Here is a 16,490-nt window from a genome sequence, read left to right as displayed (position 1 = left end):
GGTGAGAAGCGTCGGGTCGGTCTCGGTCAACGGCCGGCGCCCGCCCCCGGGGCGACGCACCCGATCGGTCACCGGCGCGCCGCCGGTCAGCTCCGCCATCCCAGCGGTCACGGTCTCCGGGTGCAACCCGCTGGCGCGGGCCACCCGGGCGGTGCCGCCCCGGCCCAGCGAACGTGCCTCGGCCCCCGCCAGCAGCCGACGCTGCCGCTCGTTCAGGTGCGGAAACACGCTGGCGAACTTCTCGGCCAGTGCCTCATCGGACACACCGGTGGTCACCTCACCAAGCTTGACCCCCGAAGCCCAATCCTGGAGTTGATCCCTGCCGGGCCCTAAGCTCGAGAGGTTGAGATCCGCATGGGACGAGGACCGGGTGGCTGACGACGGGGACGTACTGCGGCGCCTGCGCACCGACACCGCCGCTGAGCACCACGCCGTCGAGTCCACCCTGGGCCTGCTGGACCCCGCGCTCACCCGGGTGCGGCTGGTCGCGGTGCTCACCGTGATGCACGGCTTCTGGTGGGCTGCGGAGGCCGGGCTGGACGCCTGGGCCGACGCGGACCCCGCGGCGGCCGCCGGGCTGGCCTGGTCGCAACGCCGCCGCGCGCACCTGTTCGCCGGGGACCTGGCCGCGCTCGGCGCGGCGCCGTCCAGCGCGCCGGACCGGCCCGAGCTGCTCCCCGTCCCCGGCACCGACGACGCGCTGGGCCGGCTGTACGTGCTGGAGGGCTCGACGCTGGGCGGGGTCTTCATCGACCGCCACCTCGCCGCTCTCCCCCAGCTCGCCGACGCCGCGCCGCTGCACGCCTTCGCGCCCTACGGCGAGCGCACCGGCGCCATGTGGCACGCCTACCGGACGGCGACGCGGGGGTGGGTGGCCGCCGGCGGGGACGCTGCTCGGGTGGTCACCGCGGCGCAGCAGACGTTCTCCGCCCTCGCTGCCTGGTGTGGCGCGACCGTGCGCGAGCCAACCGTCCCGATCCATCGCCGCGGCACGTCCCCGGCGATGATGGAGGTGAGGGCATGACCGACCAGCCGCAGTCCGGCGGGTGGCTGGCGCCCGGCACCCCGGTCGACCTGACGAACTGCGAGCGCGAGCCGATCCACCTGCCGGGGAGCATCCAGCCCCGCGGGGTGCTGCTGGCCGTCAGCGAACCCGACATGGTCGTCCGGCAGGTGTCCCGCAACCTCGTCGACGTCGTCGGGACGGCGTGGGACGACGCGCTGGGCCGGCCGCTGACCGAGGTGCTGGGCACCACCGCCGCCCAGGCCGTGGCCCGCTCCGCCCGCGCCTTCGGCGACCTGCGTGAGCGCAACCCGTTCGAGCTGGTGCTGGACCGGGACGGCGCACCGGTGCCCGTCGATGCGATCCTGCACCGGGCCGTGCACCCCGGCCCGTCCGGCGCGGAACCGGGCCTGGCCAGCACCCTGGTCGTCGAACTGGAGCCGGCCTACGGCCCGCGGCCGTTCAGCTTTCCGAATACGTACCAGGCCGTCCGCGGCACGATCAGCGAGCTCAACCGCGCCTCGGACCTGCAGGAGCTCTACGACATCACCGCCGCCGCGGTGCGCACCCTCACCGGGTTCGACCGGGTGATGGTCTACCGCTACGACGCCGACTACAACGGCGAGGTCGTCGCCGAGGCCAAGCTGCCGTAGCTCAACTCCTTCCTCGGCCTGCACTACCCCGCTTCCGATATCCCGGCCCAGGCGCGGGCGCTCTACGAGAAGAACTGGATCCGGCTGATCTCCGACGTCAGCTACACCCCGGCGCCGCTGGAGCCGGTCGACCTGCCGGTCATCGGCCGCCCGCTGGACCTCACGTACTCCACGTTGCGCAGCGTCTCGCCGATCCACTGCGAGTACCTGCAGAACATGGGCGTGCGGGCCTCGATGTCGATCTCGCTGCTGCGCGACGACGAGCTCTGGGGCCTCATCGCCTGCCACCACTACTCCGGCCCGCACGCGCCGCCGCACGCCACCCGCGCCGCGGCGGAGTTCCTGGGCTCCACCCTGTCCCTGCGGCTGGTGGACCGCGTCGAGGACGAGGAGCACCGCCGGGCGCTGCGGGTGCGCTCCACGCTCGCCTGGCTGACCGCCGCGGCGCTGGACGAGGACCGGCCGCTGGCCGAGACGATGCTGGGCTCACCCGGGCTGCTGGACGTGGTCCCGGCGGACTCGGTCGTGGTCAGCCTGCAGGGCCACACCGGCTCCGCCGGCGTCGCGGTCCCCTCGAAGACCGTCGGCGCCGTGGCCGCCTGGGCGGCCGAGCAGGGCTCCGACGTGGTGTCCACCGACGGGCTCCCCATCGTGGCCCCCCAGCTGGGGGTTCCGGTCGAGCTGGCGTGCGGCGTTCTCGCGCTGCCGCTGCCCGAGGGGCAGTTCGTGCTGTGGACCCGGGCCGAGCAGGTGCACGCGGTCGACTGGGGTGGCGACCCGCGCAACAAGGCGATCGCCGAGCGCGAGGGCGACTCGGTACGGCTGTCCCCGCACCCACCTGCTCGAGGCGCTCTACGCCCGGTCGCGCCGGGTCGCCCGCGCGGCCGTGACCCTGCAGCGCAGCCTGCTGTCCGAGCCGCCGGCCCCCGACCACCTCGAGGTCGCGGTCCGCTACGTGCCCGCGGCACAGGACGCCCAGGTCGGCGGCGACTGGTACGACGTGTTCGGCCAGCCCGACGGCGCCACCGCCCTGGTCATCGGGGACGTCGTCGGGCACGACACCGAGGCCGCGGCGAGCATGGGCCAGCTGCGGGGCCTGCTCCGGGGCATCAGCTACGACAGCGCCGACAGCCCGGCCGTGGTGCTCTCCCGGCTGGACCGCGCGATGGACGGGCTGCGGCTCCGGACCCTCGCCACGGTGGTCGTCGCCCGGCTGGAGCAGACGTCCGAGGAGGTCGACGGCGGCGTCACCCGGCTGCGCTGGTCCAACGCCGGCCACCCGCCGCCGGTCGTGCTGCTGCCGGACGGGTCGACCGAGGTGCTGACGCCCGCACGGGCCGAGCTGCTCGTCGGCGTGCACACCGCCGCCTCCCGCAGTGACCACGTGGTCGCCCTGCCGCGCGGGTCGACGGTGCTGCTCTACACCGACGGCCTGGTGGAGCGCCGGGACCAGCTGTTCGATGTCGGGATCGAGCGGCTGCGCGCGGAGCTCAGCACGCTGCGGGACGCGCCGGTGGCAGAGGTGGCCGACCAGCTGCTCGCCCGGGTCCTCCCCGAGCGGGCCGAGGACGACGTCGCGATGATCCTGGTGCGGCTGCTGCCCCAGGACCGCTCCGCCTGAGTCTCCTCCCGCGCCGAGAGCGGGCGGCAATTCCTCGCTTTCGGCGCCGGAAGCGGCGCGCTCGCAGTCAGCGGTCGGTGAACTCCGGGGTGAGCTCGTCGCCCTCGCCCTCCCCGGCCCCTTCGGCCGGCGGCAGCGGAGCGTCGTCGTCGGCCGCGGCGGCGGCCTCGGGGGAGTCCTCCACCGCCGGTGCGGCCGGGGTGTCGTCGGGGGTCTCGAGCTGCTCGAGCAGTTGCTGCTCGTCGGCGCTGAGCGGACCGCTCGCACGCTGCTCGCCCGGCTCGCCCTCGTCGTTGCCGGTCGCCATGGCGGTGTCGGGAACCTCGGGGTGCTCGTCGGATGCGCTCATGGTCCGTGCACTACCTGCCCGGCGGCCCCGGCAACCATCGACGGGTCAGCTTGCGCGCTGGCCGACCAGGTCGGCGAAGACGACGGTGTTGTCGAGGTAGCTCTGCGTGTGGGGGTCGAACTCCCCGCCGCAGGTGATGACCCGCAGCCCGGCGTGGTCGAGGTCGCCATAGACCGCCGCCGTGGGGAAGGCGTCCTTGGCGTACTGGCCGACCTCCGAGACCCGGAACACCGCGGTGCTCCCGTCCGCACGGGCGACGGTGACCTCGTCGCCGACGATTACGTCCCGCAGGTCGGCGAAGACCCCCGGCGAGCCGCCCCAGTCGACGTGTCCCGCGATCACCGCCGGACCCAACTCGCCAGGCGTCGGCGCACCGGTGAACCAGCCGGCCGGGAACCCGGTGGGCGGCACCTCCAGCGCGCCGTCGTCCTGGACGCCGAGGTCGATCAGGTCGGAGTCCACGCCGACCGCGGGGATCTGCACGCGGACCGGCCGTGACTCCGCCAGCACCGCCGGGAGCGCAGGCACCGCAGGGACGGCGGTCGTGACCGGGGCGGCCACGGAGGACGGCGGGGGTGCAGCCGCCGCCGATGGGCCGGCACAGCCGCTCGTCGTGACCGCCAGGGCGGCCAGGGCGATGCCCAGGGTTGTCCGGACGAGCCAGGAACCACGTGGGCCGCGCCGTCCGGGTGCGATCATCGGGTCGACCACACCTGGCCGGCGAGATCGACCGGCGTCGCAGCGCCGGTGCCGGGGAACAGGCCGACGGTGCTGCCGTCACCGGTGTCGACCGAGCCGACCGGGACCCTGCCGACCTGGGCATAGGTGGTGCTGCGGCCCGTCGTCCCGGTGCGCCCCGCCGCACCGGTGCCCGCAGCGGCGCTGCCGGCGGCGGACGTGCCGGGAGCGGCATTGCTGGGAGCGGCACTGGTGGGAGCGGCACTGCTGGGAGCGGCACTGCTGGGAGCGGCACTGCTGGGAGCGGCACTGCTGGGAGCGGCACTGCTGGGAGCGGCAGGAGGCGTCGTCACGGGGACGACCACCGGCGGGGGCACCGAACCGGTCTGACAGGCAGACCGGGTGATGACGTCGCTGATCAGGGTGACCGCACCGGTGCTGGCCAGCAGCCGGCCGTCGACGGTGACCCCTGCGTCGAGCGAGATGCTCGTGTTGGCCAGGATGGTCCCGCTGAACAACGATCCCGCGCCGAGGGTCGCCGAGCTGCCGACCTGCCAGAAGACGTTGCAGGCCTGGGCGCCGTTGCTGAGGACGACACTGCTGGCCGACGCCGTGGTCAGACCTGCGGTGGCCCGAAAGATGAAAACGGAGTCGTAGCTGCCCGCGCCGTCGAGCGTGAGCGGCCCGGTGAGCGCGAGATCGGAACCCGAGCTGTAGATGCCCGGCAGCAGCGGCTGCGTCTGCAGCGCGAGGTTGGCGGGACCGACGACGGTGCCGTTGCCCTGCGATCCGGCGGCCGTGTAGGCCGCGGTGAGGCCGGCCTGGCCACCCGATGTGTCGTTGCCGCGGTCGACTCCGCCCTGCGTCAGGACGATCGAGTTCGCCCCGGACGGGCCTGTACCGGTCAACGCCCCGGTGCTGGCACCGATGTCCCCGGCGACCGTGGACGTTCCGCTGTTGGTGATCGCGGTGCTCGCCAGCACGCCGAAGGCCGCTGCGTCGCCGAGCGGGATCGTCGTCGCCGCCGACGCGCTGCCGGCCGTCGCGAGGAAGGCCGCGGAGATCGCGACGGCAGCCACCGCGGCCGTCGCGGCGGAGCGCACGGCCAGGGTCTGCCGGTGCGGGTGGAGGGAGGACCGATCGATGCAGCGGATCGACGTCACGTCGGCGCTCCTGTCTCCGGCCGGTGGTGCGGTCGGGATGGCTGTGAGCTGAAGACGACGTCGGCATGGGTGCCGGTGTACGAGATGCCCTCGGGAGTTGACCGTACCGCTTTGTAGCTGATTGACTACGCAATGTAGCCCGATCGGGGAAAGCCGTGTCGGCCCGTGACCAGGGGTGAGGTCAGACCGCGGCGTCCTCGTCGGCGAGGGTGCGCAGCAGTTCGCGGACCGCCCGCGGGCCCGCCCGGTTCGCGCCGATCGTGCTGGCCGAGGGCCCGTAGCCGACAAGGTGCAGGCGGGGCTCGGCGACGACCCGCGTCCCGTCCAGCACGATCCCGCCGCCGGGCGCCCTCAGGTGCAGCGGCGCCAGGTGTTCCAGCGCCGGCCGGAAGCCGGTGGCCCAGAGCACCACGTCGGTGGACAGCGACCGGGCCGGGTGGTCGGCGGTGGCGTCTGAGGCGACCCCGTCGGCGGTCAGCCGGTCGAACACCGGCAGCCGGTCGAGCACCCCGCGGGCCCGGGCGGCCCGGACGGCGTCGGTCTCCATCAGCCCGGTGGCGCTGACGACGCTGCCGGGGACGAGCCCGGCGCGGACCCGCCGGTCGACCAGGGCCACCGCGGCCCGGCCGGCGTCGGCATCGAAGTCGCTGCCGCGCCAGACCGGCTCGCGGCGGGTGACCCACGTCGTGGTAGTCAGCTCGCTGATCTCGATGAGCTGCTGCACCGCCGAGGTGCCGCCGCCGACCACGACCACGTGCTGACCCATCAACTCCTCGGCCCCGCGGTAGTCCGCGGCGTGCAGCTGCCGGCCACCGAACAGCTGCCGCCCCGGGTAGGCGGGCCAGAACGGCCGGGTCCAGGTGCCCGTGGCGCTGACCAGCCCCCGCGCCGTCCACTCCCCCGCGCTGGTGTCCAGCCGGAAGCCGTCGTCCGTGCGGTGCACGGCCCGGACGGCGACCGGACGACGCACCGACAGGTCGAATCGGCGCTCGTACTCGGCGAAGTACCCGGCCACCACCTCGCTGGCCGGGGCCGCGGAGTCGGCGTCGGGCAGGTCCATGCCGGGTAGCGGCGCGATCCGGTGCGCCCGGTCCAGCCGGAGCGAGGGCCAGCGGTGCTGCCAGGCCCCGCCCGGGCCGGCGTCGGAGTCCAGCAGCGCGAAGTCCACCCCGGTCCTGGCCAGCGCGTACGCCGCGGAGAGGCCGGCCTGACCGGCTCCGATCACCACGACGTCGGTGCGCACGTCGCCGTCCAACACCGGCCGGGCCGCAGGCATGCCCCCGGGCTCTCGGTACCGGGAGCCCGTCAGCCGGCAACGGCGACCAGCAGGCGCGGTACCAGGGCGCCGGAGCCCAGCAGCCGGCCCACCCGGCCGGACTGCTCCTGCGCCTCCACCCAGCGCGGGTCCTCGCCGTGCCGGCGTTCGACCTCCGCGTCGACCTCGTCGGCCCGTCGCGACCACTCCGCCGGACTGTCGGACAGGTCGGCGCGCGTGGTCGCGGTGACCGTGAAGCCGGCACCGGCCAGCAGGCCGTCGAGCTCGTCGGGGGTCGGAAAGCTGTTGCCCTCGGGCAGCGGCGGCGCCAGCTCGCCCTCAGCGACGAAGACGAGCATCCCGAGCCGGCCACCGGGCACGAGCACCCGGCGCAGCTCGTCGAGCAACGCCGCCTTCTCCTCGGTGGTGCACAGCACCCCCAGGCACCATGCGACGTCGAAGGCATCCACCGTCAACGGCAGCGACTGGGAGACCGCGACCACCGACGGCAACCGGAACAGCGCACGACCGGCGTGCACGGCCTCGGCCATCGGCTCGGCGCACACCGGCCGCACTCCGCGCTCGGCCGCCAGCCACCCGGCCGGGCCGCCCACGCCCGCGCCGCAGTCCAGCACCCGCTCGCCGGGCCGGACGGCGAGCGCGTCGGCCAGCCAGCGCAGGGCCGCCTCGCTGCCACTGCCCCGGCACCCGGCCGGGACGGCGTACTCCGGGCCCAGGGCGGCGACCGCCTCCTCCGTCCACCCGGCCACCGTGCCGAACTCCGACTCCATCGCCTCGCTGGCCAGCTCGCTCATGCCACTTCGTCCTTCACCCGCACCGCGACGTCGGCCTTGACCGCCGCGGCGGTCTCCTCGCCCCGGTCGGAGGCGAGCCCGGACAGGTTGACCCCCACCACGCCGGGGATGGCGAGCAGCGCCCGCGCCTCGGCCACCGCGGCGGCGATGCCGGCCGCCACCGGGTCGGGGGCGGACAGCACACGCTCCACCGCGGCGTCGTCCAGGTGCAGCCCGGGGAACCGCTGGAGCACCCGGGCCGACCGCTCGTCGGTGTAGACCGCGACCGCGGCCAGGAACGGGATCGTCGCCCCGGCGGCCCGTGCGACAGCGACGAACCGGGTCAGCCGCTGAGGGTTGCCGACGTGGTTGAGCACGCACAGCTGGGCCCCGGCGCGCTGCTTCTCCGCGACCCGGGCCGGGCGCAGCGCCTGCGGCGGGGAGTCCGGTGACTCGGGCACCGCGGCGGTCAGTCCGGCCTCGGTGGCCAGCGCGGTCAGCCGGGTGCCGTCCAGGTCGAACACCGAACTCACCCCCGGGCGGACGCCGGGACCGCGCCCGTCACCGGTGACGCACAGCACCCCGTCGACACCGAGGGCCGCCAGCCCGGCCAGCTCCTGTTCCAGCACCTGCCGGTTGCGGTCCCGGCAGGCCAGCGTCGTCCACGGGCGGCCGCCGGCGGCGAGCACCTCGGCGGCCAGCATCGTCGGCGGGAAGTCCGGCCGGTTCTGGTGTTCCCCGGCCAGCAGCCCGTCGCTGACCGGAGCCAGCACCTGGACCACCCGGCGCAGCGACCCGGCGTCGAAGGGCCGCACGGACAGGTCGGCGAGCACGACCGGGCCAGCACCGGCGGAGTCGAGAAGGCTGCCGGGAACCGGCGCCGGTGCCGTCCGCACCGCCGCCGTCCAATGCGGCAGTGGCGGGTCGAGGAAGACGCACGGGTGCTCGGCCATCTCGCAGCCACCGCCGTCCCGGACGCCGCCGCAGGGGCCGAACACCATCCGCTTGGGGCAGCCGGCGCGCTCGCCGGTGAAGGGTGGCGCCACGGCCTGCCGCCCGATGTCCACCGCCGTCAGCTGCCCGGGGGGCCGACGGCGAAACCCACCCTCCGGAGCGCCAGGGTTCGGAACGCCGTCAACGGGCACACCTCACCCGTCGAACACGGCACACAACGGGGGACCGTTCATGGAGCACGACCACGACGGGCCCAGCGGCTACCGCCACCTGGGCCATCTGGGCACGCAGGGCGAGGACCTGGCCGCGGTGGTGGAGCCCGTGGTGCGCCAGGCGCTGGCCGCCGGCGCGTGGGTCGTCACCGCCTGCCCGGAGCCGGTGGCCACGGGACTGTCCGGGTGCTGGGACGCCGGGGACGACGTCCGATCGCTGACGACCCCGCAGCTGGACGGGCGCCCGGCCGCCGGGGTGGCCGAGATGGCCAGCCTCATCGACCATCACCTCCCCGATGACGGTCGTCGACTGCTCCTGGTCACCGCGGTCGAGACGCCCACCGGGGGCTGGCTGGAGCGGATGCAGATCGAGGCGTTGTTCAACCACGTGCTGTCCGACCGCCCGGTCGACCACCTGTGCCTGCTGGGGCCGGATGCGGAGTCACTCCGCGCGGGAGACGGGCTCGGTCCTGAGGACGTCGCCCGCGCGACACACCCCTTCCTGTTGACCGGGGGCGGTGTCGTCGCCAATCCCGACTACCGGGAACCGGGCGGGCTGCTCACCGAACTGCAGCGTGCGGTGGTGCCCGACCCGCTGGAGGTCACCGAACCGGTGCTGTCGCTGATCGACCTGGACGACATGCGGGTGATGCGCCGGTCCGTGCACCGGGCGCTGGCCGACAGCGACCTCGACCAGGACACCGTCGAGGACTTCGTGCTGGCCATCGACGAGATCGTGGCCAACGCAGCCGAGCACGGGGTACCGCCGGTGGACGTGCGGCTCTGGAGCGGCATGGGCCGGCTGCTGTGCTCGATCACCGACCGCGGAGCCTGCTTCGACGACCCGCTGGCCGGCTACGGACCCGCCCACGGCGACATGGCCGTCGGTGGGATGGGGCTGTGGCTGGCCCGGCGGTCGGTCGACAGTTTGGTCGCCGCACCGGCCGAGGAGTCCGGCGGCGGTTGCACGGTCCGGCTGGTCGTCAACGCCTAACGGCCCCTCTGCAGGGGCCCGCGCCGAGCTCGCGAGGCGTGGGGGGCAGAGGGGTCCTTCTTCAGCCGACCGGCACCAGCCCGGCCACCTCGATGAGGCGCGCCTGCTCCCGACACCACGGCGACCAGGCGTCGCGCTCGGTCTCCTGGCGGCGGCGGAAGGCCGGCCACTCCAGCAGCTCCCACTCCCCGACCTCGGTGGGGTCAGGCGCGGGCTCGCCGGTGAACCGCCCGAGGTAGACCGGGCAGATCTCGTTCTCCACGACGCCCCGGAACTCCGCCCGGTAGCGGTAGCCCGGTAGAGCCGGGGCCAGCGCGGCCACGCCGAGGCCGAGCTCGAACGCCGCGCGCCGAGCGATGGCGGCGACGTCGTCCTCGCTCGGCCCGGGGTGCCCGCACACGGTGTTGGTCCACATCCCCGGGAAGGTGGCCTTGACCTGCGCGCGACGGGTGATGAGCAGCCGCCCGGCCCCGTCGAACAGGTAGGCGGAGAACGCCCGGTGCAGCGGCGTCTCCCCCGTGTGCACCAGCGGCTTGGGCATGGTGCCGATCGGCGTACCGGCCTCGTCGACCAGCACGATCAGCTCTTCGGTCTGCGCTGTCGCCACGTCGTCCATGGTCGCGCATCGTCGCCGACCGCCGGCCGGCACGCCCGTCCGGACGCTGCGGCGTCCTGAACGGCTCAGGCGGCTCGGCCGGCTCAGGCGTCGAAATCGACCGTCACGGCGTCCGAAAGCGGCAGCGTCTGGCAGGTCAGCACGTAACCGGCGGCCACCTCGCCGGGGTCGAGGGCGTAGTTGCGCCGCATCTCGACCTCGCCGTGGGTGATCCGGGCGCGACAGGTGCCGCAGACACCGCCCTTGCAGGCGAAGGGTAGGTCGCTGCGCACAGCCTGGGCGGAGTCCAGCACCGCCTCCCCGCGCGGCAGCGCCAGCGTGGTCGAGCGCCCGTCGAGCACGATGGTCACCTGCGCGCTGGGGCCCTCGACCACGGCCTCGTCGCCGCGCACCGGCTCGGGCGGCAGGTCGTCGACGTAGAACAGCTCCTGGTGTACCCGCTCGGCCGGCACGCCCAGCTCGCTGAGCAGCTGCCGGGCGTCGCCGACCATGCCGTGCGGCCCGCACAGCCACCAGTGGTCGACGTGCGGGGCGTCAGTGAACGCCCCGACCAGGGTGCGCAGCCGGTTCCCGTCCAGCCGGCCGGTGGTCAGCTCGGCGTCGCGCGGCTCGCGGGACAGCACGTGCACCAACTGCAGCCGGGTGCCGTAGCGGTCCTTGAGGTCGGCGAGCTCGTCGGCGAACATCACCGTGTTGGTGCGCCGGTTGCCGTAGAACACGGTGACCGTCGACCGCCCGTCGCGCAGCACCGTGCCGGCCAGCGACAGCACCGGGGTCACGCCTGACCCGGCGACGACGAAAACGTGATCGCCGGGGACGGAGAGGTCGGCGGTGAAGGTGCCCGAGGGAGGCAGCACCTCGATCCGGTCGCCGGCCTGCACCTGGTGGACGAGCCAGGAGGAGAAGAAGCCGCCGGGAACCTCCCGGACGCCGACCCGTGGGGCCTCGCCGACCGGCGCGCAGATCGAGTAGGAACGGCGCTCGTCCCGGTCGCCGTCCACCCGGCGCAGGGTGAGCGCCTGGCCCGGCGCGAACCGGTAGTCCTCGGCAAGCTCGGCGGGGACGTCGAAGGTCACGGCCACCGCGTCGTCGGTGAGCCGCTCGACCCCGGCGACGGTCAGCGGGTGGAACTGCGGACGGCGGCGGGTGCTCGCGGTCACGGGTCAGATCTCCTTCACGTGCTCGAACGGCTCCAGGCATGCCCGGCAGCGGCGCAGCGCCTTGCACGCGGTGCCGCTGAACTCACTGGTCTCCTCGGTGTCGGCCGAGCCGCACTGCGGGCAGGTCGCCGTCCGCCGGCTGGGACCCAGTTGCAACGGGACCGGGCCCGCCGTCCGCACCGGGGCATGACCCGGCGGGGCGATGCCGCCGGCGGCGAGCTTGTGACGACCCGCCTCGCTGATCCAGTCGGTGCTCCATGCCGGGGACAGCACGGTGCGGACGTCGACGTCGGCGAACCCCGCGCGGTGCAGGGCGTGCACCAGGTCCGCGCGCATGACGCCCATCGCCGGGCAGCCGGAGTAGGTGGGGGTGATCTCCACGACGACCGTGCCGCCCTCGTCGCGGACGTCGCGCAGCACCCCGAGGTCGGCCAAAGTCAGCATCGGCAACTCCGGGTCGGTCACCGTCTCGGCCACCGCCCGCGCGTCGGCCAGGCGGCCAAAGTGGCCACTCTGGCCGGTCAGCGCGGCGGTCACCAGGTCGCCGCCGGGTGCTTGCGGGCCAGCCCCTGCAGGTCGGCCAGCAGCGCGGCCAGCTCCGGCCCGTGCTCCCCCGCCCGGCCGCGGCTGGGCACCTCGACCGGCCATCCGGGCACGGTCAGCGTCGCCCGCTCCAGCACGGTGGCCAGCACGCCGCGCACCTCGTCGCGGAGGTCGGCGGGGTCGACGGCCACCCCGGCGGCGGTCAGCCGGGTCTCCACGTCGGTCGCGGTGAACAGGTCGGCCAGCAGCGGCCAGACCGCGTCCACTCCGGCCTGCGCGCGCCGGTGCGACTCCGGCGTCCCGTCGCCGAGGCGCAGCAGCCACCGGGCGGCGTGGTCGCGGTGGTAGGTCAGCTCGGGGACGCCCTTGGCGGCGATCGCGGCCAGTACCGGGTCGCGGGAGTCGCGCAGCCGGGTGAACAACGCCAGCCGCCAGGACGACGCCGCGAGCAGCCGGACGATCGTCTGGCCGAAGTCGCCGTTGGGCGCCTCGACCAGGCCGGAGCTGCGGAACTCGTCGGGGCCGCGGAAGTAGGCCAGCGCGTCCTCGTCCGGGATGGAGCCGGTGGCCAGCGCGCGGGACCGGCACAGGACGCCGACCGAGCCGGCGCGCGCCAGCAGCAGCCGCGCCTGGCCGAGGAGGTCCAGCCCGCAGTTGGCCAGCGCGACCTCCTCCTCCAGCTCCGGGGCGTTGGTCACCCACTGGGTGAGCCGCTGACACAGCACGAGGGCGTCGTCGCCGAGCATCAGGCAGTAGGCCCCCAGGTCAGCCGGGTCGATGCCCTCGGGCACCGTGGTGTCGACGCCGGCCAGCGGCTCGTCGAACCCGGTGCCGAAAGCCCACTGCCCCTCGCCGCCGTGGGCGTGGTCCAGCGCGTCATAAACGGTCTCCTGGTGACCCACGACGAACGCTCCTATTCATAGCCACGTGCCCAGCGGTCGGCCCCCGCGCAGGGCCCCGCCCTGAGCTTGCGAAGGGTGGGGGGCGCGGGGGTCCTTCACATGTGCGGGACGTCCTCGGGGATTTCGTAGAACGTGGGGTGCCGGTAGACCTTGTCCCCGCTGGGCGCGAACATCGGGTCCTTCTCGTCCGGGCTGGAGGCGGTGATGTCGGCGGCCTTCACCACCCAGATGCTCACGCCCTCGTTGCGCCGGGTGTAGAGGTCGCGGGCAGCGTGCACCGCCATCTCGTCGTCCGGGGCGTGCAGCGAGCCGACGTGTACGTGGTTGAGGCCGCGTTTGCCGCGGACGAATACCTCGTACAGCGGCCAGTCGCGGCGGGTGATCGACGCCTTCGGCTCGACCGGGATCTCGGGCCCCGTGGGGACGGCGCCGTGGCCGCCCTCGGCCGTCAGGTCGGTGCTCATGGGGCGTTCTTGTGCGCATAGGCGGTCGCCGCCTCGAGAACCCACGCGTTGTCGTCGCGCGCGGCCCGGCGGCGGGCGATCCGCTCGTCGTTGCACGGTCCGTTGCCGGCGATGACCGCCTCGAGCTCCGACCAGTCGATCGGGCCGAAGCGGTACCGGCCGGTCGCCGGATCCGGCGCGAGGTCGGGGTCGGGCAGCGCCACCCCGAGGACGGCGGCCTGCGGCACCGTCATGTCGACGAAGCGCTGCCGGAGTTCGTCGTTGGTGTGCCGCTTGACGCCCCACGCCATCGACTGGGCCGTGTTGGGGCTGTCGGTGTCCGGCGGGCCGAACATCATCAGCGAGGGCCACCACCACCGGTCGACGGCGTCCTGCACCATCGCGCGCTGGGCGTCGGTGCCCCGCATCATCGTCATGAGCAGCTCGAAGCCCTGCCGCTGGTGGAAGGACTCCTCCTTGCAGACCCGGATCATCGCCCGGGCGTAGGGCCCGTAGGAGCTGCGGCACAGCGGCACCTGATTGCAGATCGCCGCGCCGTCGACCAGCCAGCCGATGACGCCGACGTCGGCGTAGGTCAGCGTCGGGTAGTTGAAGATCGAGCTGTACTTCTGCTTGCGCTCGATGAGCTTGTCGGTGAGGTCGGCCCGGTCGGCGCCCAGGGTCTCCGCGGCCGAGTAGAGGTACATGCCGTGTCCGGCCTCGTCCTGCACCTTGGCGAGCAGGATGGCCTTGCGCCGCAGACTGGGCGCGGCGAGCAGCCAGTCACCCTCGGGCTGCATGCCGATGATCTCCGAGTGGGCGTGCTGCGCGATCTGCCGGATCAGGCCCTTGCGGTACCCCTCGGGCATCCAGTCGCGCGGCTCGATCCGCTTGTCGGCGGCGATGGTCGCGTCGAAGTGCTCCTGCAGGGCGGTCTCGTCGGGTGCGGCCGGGCGGTCCAGCGTGGGCGCAGACATCTCGTCCCCCTGTGCTCGTTGACGTGCAGGGTGCATCAATTACTGACCAAGTGGTCGGTAATCATTGTGCCCTGCCGCGCCGGGGTGCACAAGCGGTGCGCTTGACAGTGGTCCGGGACGCGAGTTGATTACTGACCATCCGGTCGGTATTGCGTGGCGCACACCCACCGGGGAACGACGTGCGGACGACGGAGGGCACCACCATGACCACGACCCGGCCCACCCGACGCCTGGGCACACCCCCCGACCCCGCGCTGCTCGACCCGGCCGAGCGGATGGGCGTCGACGAGCTGCGTGCCCTCCAGCTTCTCCGGCTGCAGGAGACACTGGGGCACGCCTACGCCAACGTGCCGCACTACCGGCGGGCGTTCGACGCCGCCGGAGTGCACCCCGACGACTGCCACGAGCTGGCCGACCTGGCGAGGTTCCCGACCACCTCGAAGGCCGACCTGCGGGAGAACTACCCGTTCGGGATGTTCGCCGTCCCCCGCGAGCAGGTCCGCCGGGTGCACGCGTCGTCCGGCACCACCGGCCGACCCACCGTCGTCGGCTACACCGAGGACGACATCGCCACCTGGGCCACGGTCATGGCCCGCTCGATCCGGGCCGCGGGTGGCCGCGCCGGCGACGTGCTGCACAACGCCTACGGCTACGGGCTGTTCACCGGCGGACTCGGCGCGCACTACGGAGCCGAGGCGCTGGGCTGCACCGTCGTGCCCGTGTCCGGCGGGATGACCCCCCGTCAGGTGCAGCTGATCACCGACTTCGGCCCCCGGGTGATCATGGTGACCCCCAGCTACATGCTCGCGGTCATCGACGAGTTCGAGAAGCAGGGCATCGACCCCCGCTCCAGCACCCTGCAGGTCGGCATCTTCGGCGCCGAGCCGTGGACCGAGCAGATGCGCCAGGAGATGGAGGAGCGCCTGGACATCGACGCCGTCGACATCTACGGCCTGTCCGAGGTGATGGGCCCCGGGATCGCGCAGGAGTGCGTCGAGACCAAGGACGGACTGCACGTCTGGGAGGACCACTTCTACCCCGAGGTCGTCGACCCGCTGACCACCGACGTGCTGGCCGAGGGCGAGCAGGGCGAGCTGCTGTTCACCTCGCTCACCAAGCAGGCGATGCCGGTCATCCGCTACCGCACCCGCGACCTGACCCGGCTGCTGCCGGGCACCGCGCGGCCGGGCATGCGCCGGATCGAGAAGATCACCGGCCGCACCGACGACATGATCATCCTGCGCGGGGTGAACCTCTTCCCCACCCAGATCGAGGAGGTCGTGCTCCGCACCCCCGGGCTCTCGCCGCACTTCTCCCTGGAGCTGACCACCCGCGGCCGGATGGACCACCTCACCGTGCACGTCGAGGCCCGGCCGGACTGCCCGCCCGAGCGACGCGGCCCGGCCGCCGCCGAGGTGCAGAAGGCCGTCAAGGACACCGTCGGCACCAGCGTCGAGGTCGACGTCGTCGACCCGGAGACGCTGGCCCGGTCGATGGGCAAGCTGCAGCGGCTGTTCGACCACCGGGCCCGCGAGTGAGCGCACCAACTGCCCGGCGCGGCCGGCCGGGGCACTCGCTGGACTCGCTGCTGGACGTCGCCGTCGCGGTGTTCAACGAGCGCGGCTTCGAGGCGACCAGCATGGACGAGCTGGCCGCCCGGCTCGGGGTCACGAAGTCGGCGATCTACCACCACGTGCCCAGCAAGGTGGAACTGCTGCGGCTGGCGCTGGACCGGGCGCTGGACGAGCTGTTCGCCGTCCTCACCGAACCGGCCGCGGTCACCGGCCCGGCGATCGACCGGCTGGAGCACGTCGTCCGAGGGTCGGTGCGGGTGCTGATCGCCCAGCTGCCGTTCGTCACCCTGCTGCTGCGGGTGCGTGGCAACTCCCCGGTCGAGTCCGAGGCGCTGCGCCGCCGGCGCGAGTTCGACCGGGTGGTGACCGACCTGGTGCGCGCGGCGGCCGCGGAGGGCAGCGTCCGCCCGGACGTCGATCCCGCGGTCACCAGCCGGCTGCTGTTCGGCACCGTGAACTCGCTCAGCGAGTGGTACCGCCCCGACGGCGACCTCTCCTCCGACGCCGTCGCCGACGCCCTCGTCACCACGCTGTTCACCGGCCTGCGCGCCACCCGTCCCTGACCGGCCCGCCACTCCAGCAGTAATTGCGGGCCGCAG

General features: G+C 73.9%; 19 protein-coding genes and 2 pseudogenes. 7 read left to right on the top strand and 14 right to left on the bottom strand.

All coding sequences use genetic code 11. The annotated features are described in order from the left end of the window. Positions 1 to 276 (bottom strand): annotated as a pseudogene (locus tag BLW04_RS16060) (ISAzo13 family transposase); the annotation flags it as partial. 94 nt (positions 277 to 370) lie between these two features. Between BLW04_RS16060 and BLW04_RS16055 the strand changes: the two are divergent. Together BLW04_RS16055 and BLW04_RS28560 are read left to right on the top strand one after the other, a co-directional pair. Then, positions 371 to 1,024 (top strand): biliverdin-producing heme oxygenase, encoded by a 654-nt coding sequence (locus BLW04_RS16055; RefSeq protein ID WP_254781655.1) that lies wholly within the window; start codon positions 371 to 373, stop codon positions 1,022 to 1,024. Next, on the top strand, positions 1,021 to 1,656 hold the full coding sequence (locus tag BLW04_RS28560; RefSeq protein ID WP_254781654.1) for a phytochrome family protein: 636 nt from the start codon (positions 1,021 to 1,023) through the stop codon (positions 1,654 to 1,656). The genes BLW04_RS16055 and BLW04_RS28560 overlap by 4 nt, the downstream gene beginning before the upstream one ends. 101 nt (positions 1,657 to 1,757) lie before the next feature. Here the strand turns inward: BLW04_RS28560 and BLW04_RS29690 are convergent, their stop codons facing one another. Next, a complete protein-coding gene (locus tag BLW04_RS29690; protein WP_371327794.1) occupies positions 1,758 to 1,934 on the bottom strand; it encodes a hypothetical protein in 177 nt (58 codons plus the stop codon). On the opposite strand from BLW04_RS29690, the pseudogene BLW04_RS28555 reads away from it, so the two are divergent. After that, positions 1,849 to 2,427, top strand: a pseudogene (locus BLW04_RS28555) (GAF domain-containing protein); the annotation flags it as partial. The gene BLW04_RS29690 and the pseudogene BLW04_RS28555 overlap by 86 nt on opposite strands. A 115-nt stretch (positions 2,428 to 2,542) precedes the next feature. Continuing rightward, on the top strand, positions 2,543 to 3,277 hold the full coding sequence (locus tag BLW04_RS28550; RefSeq protein ID WP_254781652.1) for a PP2C family protein-serine/threonine phosphatase: 735 nt from the start codon (positions 2,543 to 2,545) through the stop codon (positions 3,275 to 3,277). Positions 3,278 to 3,344: 67 nt separating this feature from the next. Here the strand turns inward: BLW04_RS28550 and BLW04_RS16045 are convergent, their stop codons facing one another. From BLW04_RS16045 to BLW04_RS16020, 6 genes are all read right to left on the bottom strand, one after another. Continuing rightward, on the bottom strand, positions 3,345 to 3,626 hold the full coding sequence (locus BLW04_RS16045; protein WP_091543271.1) for a hypothetical protein: 282 nt from the start codon (positions 3,624 to 3,626) through the stop codon (positions 3,345 to 3,347). Between the two features lie 45 nt (positions 3,627 to 3,671). Continuing rightward, positions 3,672 to 4,325, bottom strand: coding sequence for a class F sortase (locus tag BLW04_RS16040; protein WP_091543304.1), 654 nt, complete (start codon positions 4,323 to 4,325; stop codon positions 3,672 to 3,674). Next, the gene (locus BLW04_RS16035; protein WP_175484086.1) at positions 4,322 to 5,467 is read right to left on the bottom strand and encodes an ice-binding family protein; all 1,146 of its coding nucleotides are present in this window, start codon (positions 5,465 to 5,467) and stop codon (positions 4,322 to 4,324) included. Before BLW04_RS16035 ends, BLW04_RS16040 begins: the two co-directional genes overlap by 4 nt. Positions 5,468 to 5,648: 181 nt before the next feature. Next, the gene (locus BLW04_RS16030; protein ID WP_091543266.1) at positions 5,649 to 6,743 is read right to left on the bottom strand and encodes an FAD-dependent oxidoreductase; all 1,095 of its coding nucleotides are present in this window, start codon (positions 6,741 to 6,743) and stop codon (positions 5,649 to 5,651) included. Between the two features lie 29 nt (positions 6,744 to 6,772). Continuing rightward, entirely contained in the window at positions 6,773 to 7,537 is a 765-nt protein-coding gene (locus BLW04_RS16025) for a class I SAM-dependent methyltransferase (protein WP_254781650.1), read from the bottom strand. Next, complete coding sequence (locus tag BLW04_RS16020; RefSeq protein WP_254781648.1) at positions 7,534 to 8,583, bottom strand: methylenetetrahydrofolate reductase C-terminal domain-containing protein; 1,050 nt, start codon at positions 8,581 to 8,583, stop codon at positions 7,534 to 7,536. Before BLW04_RS16020 ends, BLW04_RS16025 begins: the two co-directional genes overlap by 4 nt. Before the next feature lie 118 nt (positions 8,584 to 8,701). Here BLW04_RS16020 and BLW04_RS16015 point away from each other — a divergent pair, with 118 nt between their 5' ends. After that, on the top strand, positions 8,702 to 9,676 hold the full coding sequence (locus tag BLW04_RS16015; RefSeq protein WP_139306864.1) for an ATP-binding protein: 975 nt from the start codon (positions 8,702 to 8,704) through the stop codon (positions 9,674 to 9,676). Positions 9,677 to 9,737: 61 nt separating this feature from the next. On the opposite strand, the gene idi is transcribed toward BLW04_RS16015, so the two are convergent. The 6 genes from idi to paaA form a co-directional block, all read right to left on the bottom strand. Beyond that, on the bottom strand, positions 9,738 to 10,283 hold the full coding sequence (gene idi / locus BLW04_RS16010) for an isopentenyl-diphosphate Delta-isomerase (RefSeq protein ID WP_254781646.1): 546 nt from the start codon (positions 10,281 to 10,283) through the stop codon (positions 9,738 to 9,740). Positions 10,284 to 10,375: 92 nt separating this feature from the next. Continuing rightward, positions 10,376 to 11,452, bottom strand: a complete 1,077-nt coding sequence (gene paaE, locus BLW04_RS16005) for a 1,2-phenylacetyl-CoA epoxidase subunit PaaE (RefSeq protein WP_091543259.1) — start codon at positions 11,450 to 11,452, stop codon at positions 10,376 to 10,378. 3 nt (positions 11,453 to 11,455) lie between these two features. Beyond that, entirely contained in the window at positions 11,456 to 11,989 is a 534-nt protein-coding gene (gene paaD / locus BLW04_RS16000; protein ID WP_254781644.1) for a 1,2-phenylacetyl-CoA epoxidase subunit PaaD, read from the bottom strand. Next, positions 11,986 to 12,897: a 1,2-phenylacetyl-CoA epoxidase subunit PaaC gene (gene paaC, locus BLW04_RS15995; RefSeq protein WP_091543256.1), complete on the bottom strand. Its 912-nt coding sequence runs from the start codon at positions 12,895 to 12,897 to the stop codon at positions 11,986 to 11,988. The genes paaD and paaC overlap by 4 nt, the downstream gene beginning before the upstream one ends. A 95-nt stretch (positions 12,898 to 12,992) precedes the next feature. Further along, on the bottom strand, positions 12,993 to 13,361 hold the full coding sequence (gene paaB / locus BLW04_RS15990; RefSeq protein WP_091543253.1) for a 1,2-phenylacetyl-CoA epoxidase subunit PaaB: 369 nt from the start codon (positions 13,359 to 13,361) through the stop codon (positions 12,993 to 12,995). Next, entirely contained in the window at positions 13,358 to 14,317 is a 960-nt protein-coding gene (gene paaA, locus BLW04_RS15985) for a 1,2-phenylacetyl-CoA epoxidase subunit PaaA (RefSeq protein WP_091543251.1), read from the bottom strand. The genes paaB and paaA overlap by 4 nt, the downstream gene beginning before the upstream one ends. A gap of 203 nt (positions 14,318 to 14,520) precedes the next feature. Between paaA and paaK the strand changes: the two genes are divergently transcribed. Continuing rightward, positions 14,521 to 15,855, top strand: coding sequence for a phenylacetate--CoA ligase PaaK (gene paaK, locus BLW04_RS15980; protein ID WP_091543293.1), 1,335 nt, complete (start codon positions 14,521 to 14,523; stop codon positions 15,853 to 15,855). After that, a complete protein-coding gene (locus tag BLW04_RS15975) occupies positions 15,852 to 16,454 on the top strand; it encodes a TetR/AcrR family transcriptional regulator (protein WP_091543248.1) in 603 nt (200 codons plus the stop codon). The genes paaK and BLW04_RS15975 overlap by 4 nt, the downstream gene beginning before the upstream one ends. Positions 16,455 to 16,490: the final 36 nt, after the last annotated feature.

The sequence above is a fragment of the Modestobacter sp. DSM 44400 genome (assembly GCF_900107175.1).
GTDB lineage: Bacteria > Actinomycetota > Actinomycetes > Mycobacteriales > Geodermatophilaceae > Modestobacter.
The sequence above is the reverse complement of the archived record's forward strand: the minus strand, read 5'-3'. Positions and strand labels throughout refer to the sequence as shown.

Excerpts from the sequence above, each read along its gene's own strand:
- BLW04_RS28560 (WP_254781654.1), top strand. The coding sequence starts at position 1,021 with ATGACCGACCAGCCGCAGTCCGGCGGGTGGCTGGCGCCCGGCACCCCG.
- BLW04_RS29690 (WP_371327794.1), bottom strand. The coding sequence starts at position 1,934 with ATGAGGCCCCAGAGCTCGTCGTCGCGCAGCAGCGAGATCGACATCGAG.
- BLW04_RS16045 (WP_091543271.1), bottom strand. The coding sequence starts at position 3,626 with ATGAGCGCATCCGACGAGCACCCCGAGGTTCCCGACACCGCCATGGCG.
- BLW04_RS16040 (WP_091543304.1), bottom strand. The coding sequence starts at position 4,325 with ATGATCGCACCCGGACGGCGCGGCCCACGTGGTTCCTGGCTCGTCCGG.
- BLW04_RS16030 (WP_091543266.1), bottom strand. The coding sequence starts at position 6,743 with ATGCCTGCGGCCCGGCCGGTGTTGGACGGCGACGTGCGCACCGACGTC.
- BLW04_RS16025 (WP_254781650.1), bottom strand. The coding sequence starts at position 7,537 with ATGAGCGAGCTGGCCAGCGAGGCGATGGAGTCGGAGTTCGGCACGGTG.
- BLW04_RS16015 (WP_139306864.1), top strand. The coding sequence starts at position 8,702 with ATGGAGCACGACCACGACGGGCCCAGCGGCTACCGCCACCTGGGCCAT.
- paaB (WP_091543253.1), bottom strand. The coding sequence starts at position 13,361 with ATGAGCACCGACCTGACGGCCGAGGGCGGCCACGGCGCCGTCCCCACG.
- paaA (WP_091543251.1), bottom strand. The coding sequence starts at position 14,317 with ATGTCTGCGCCCACGCTGGACCGCCCGGCCGCACCCGACGAGACCGCC.
- paaK (WP_091543293.1), top strand. The coding sequence starts at position 14,521 with ATGACCACGACCCGGCCCACCCGACGCCTGGGCACACCCCCCGACCCC.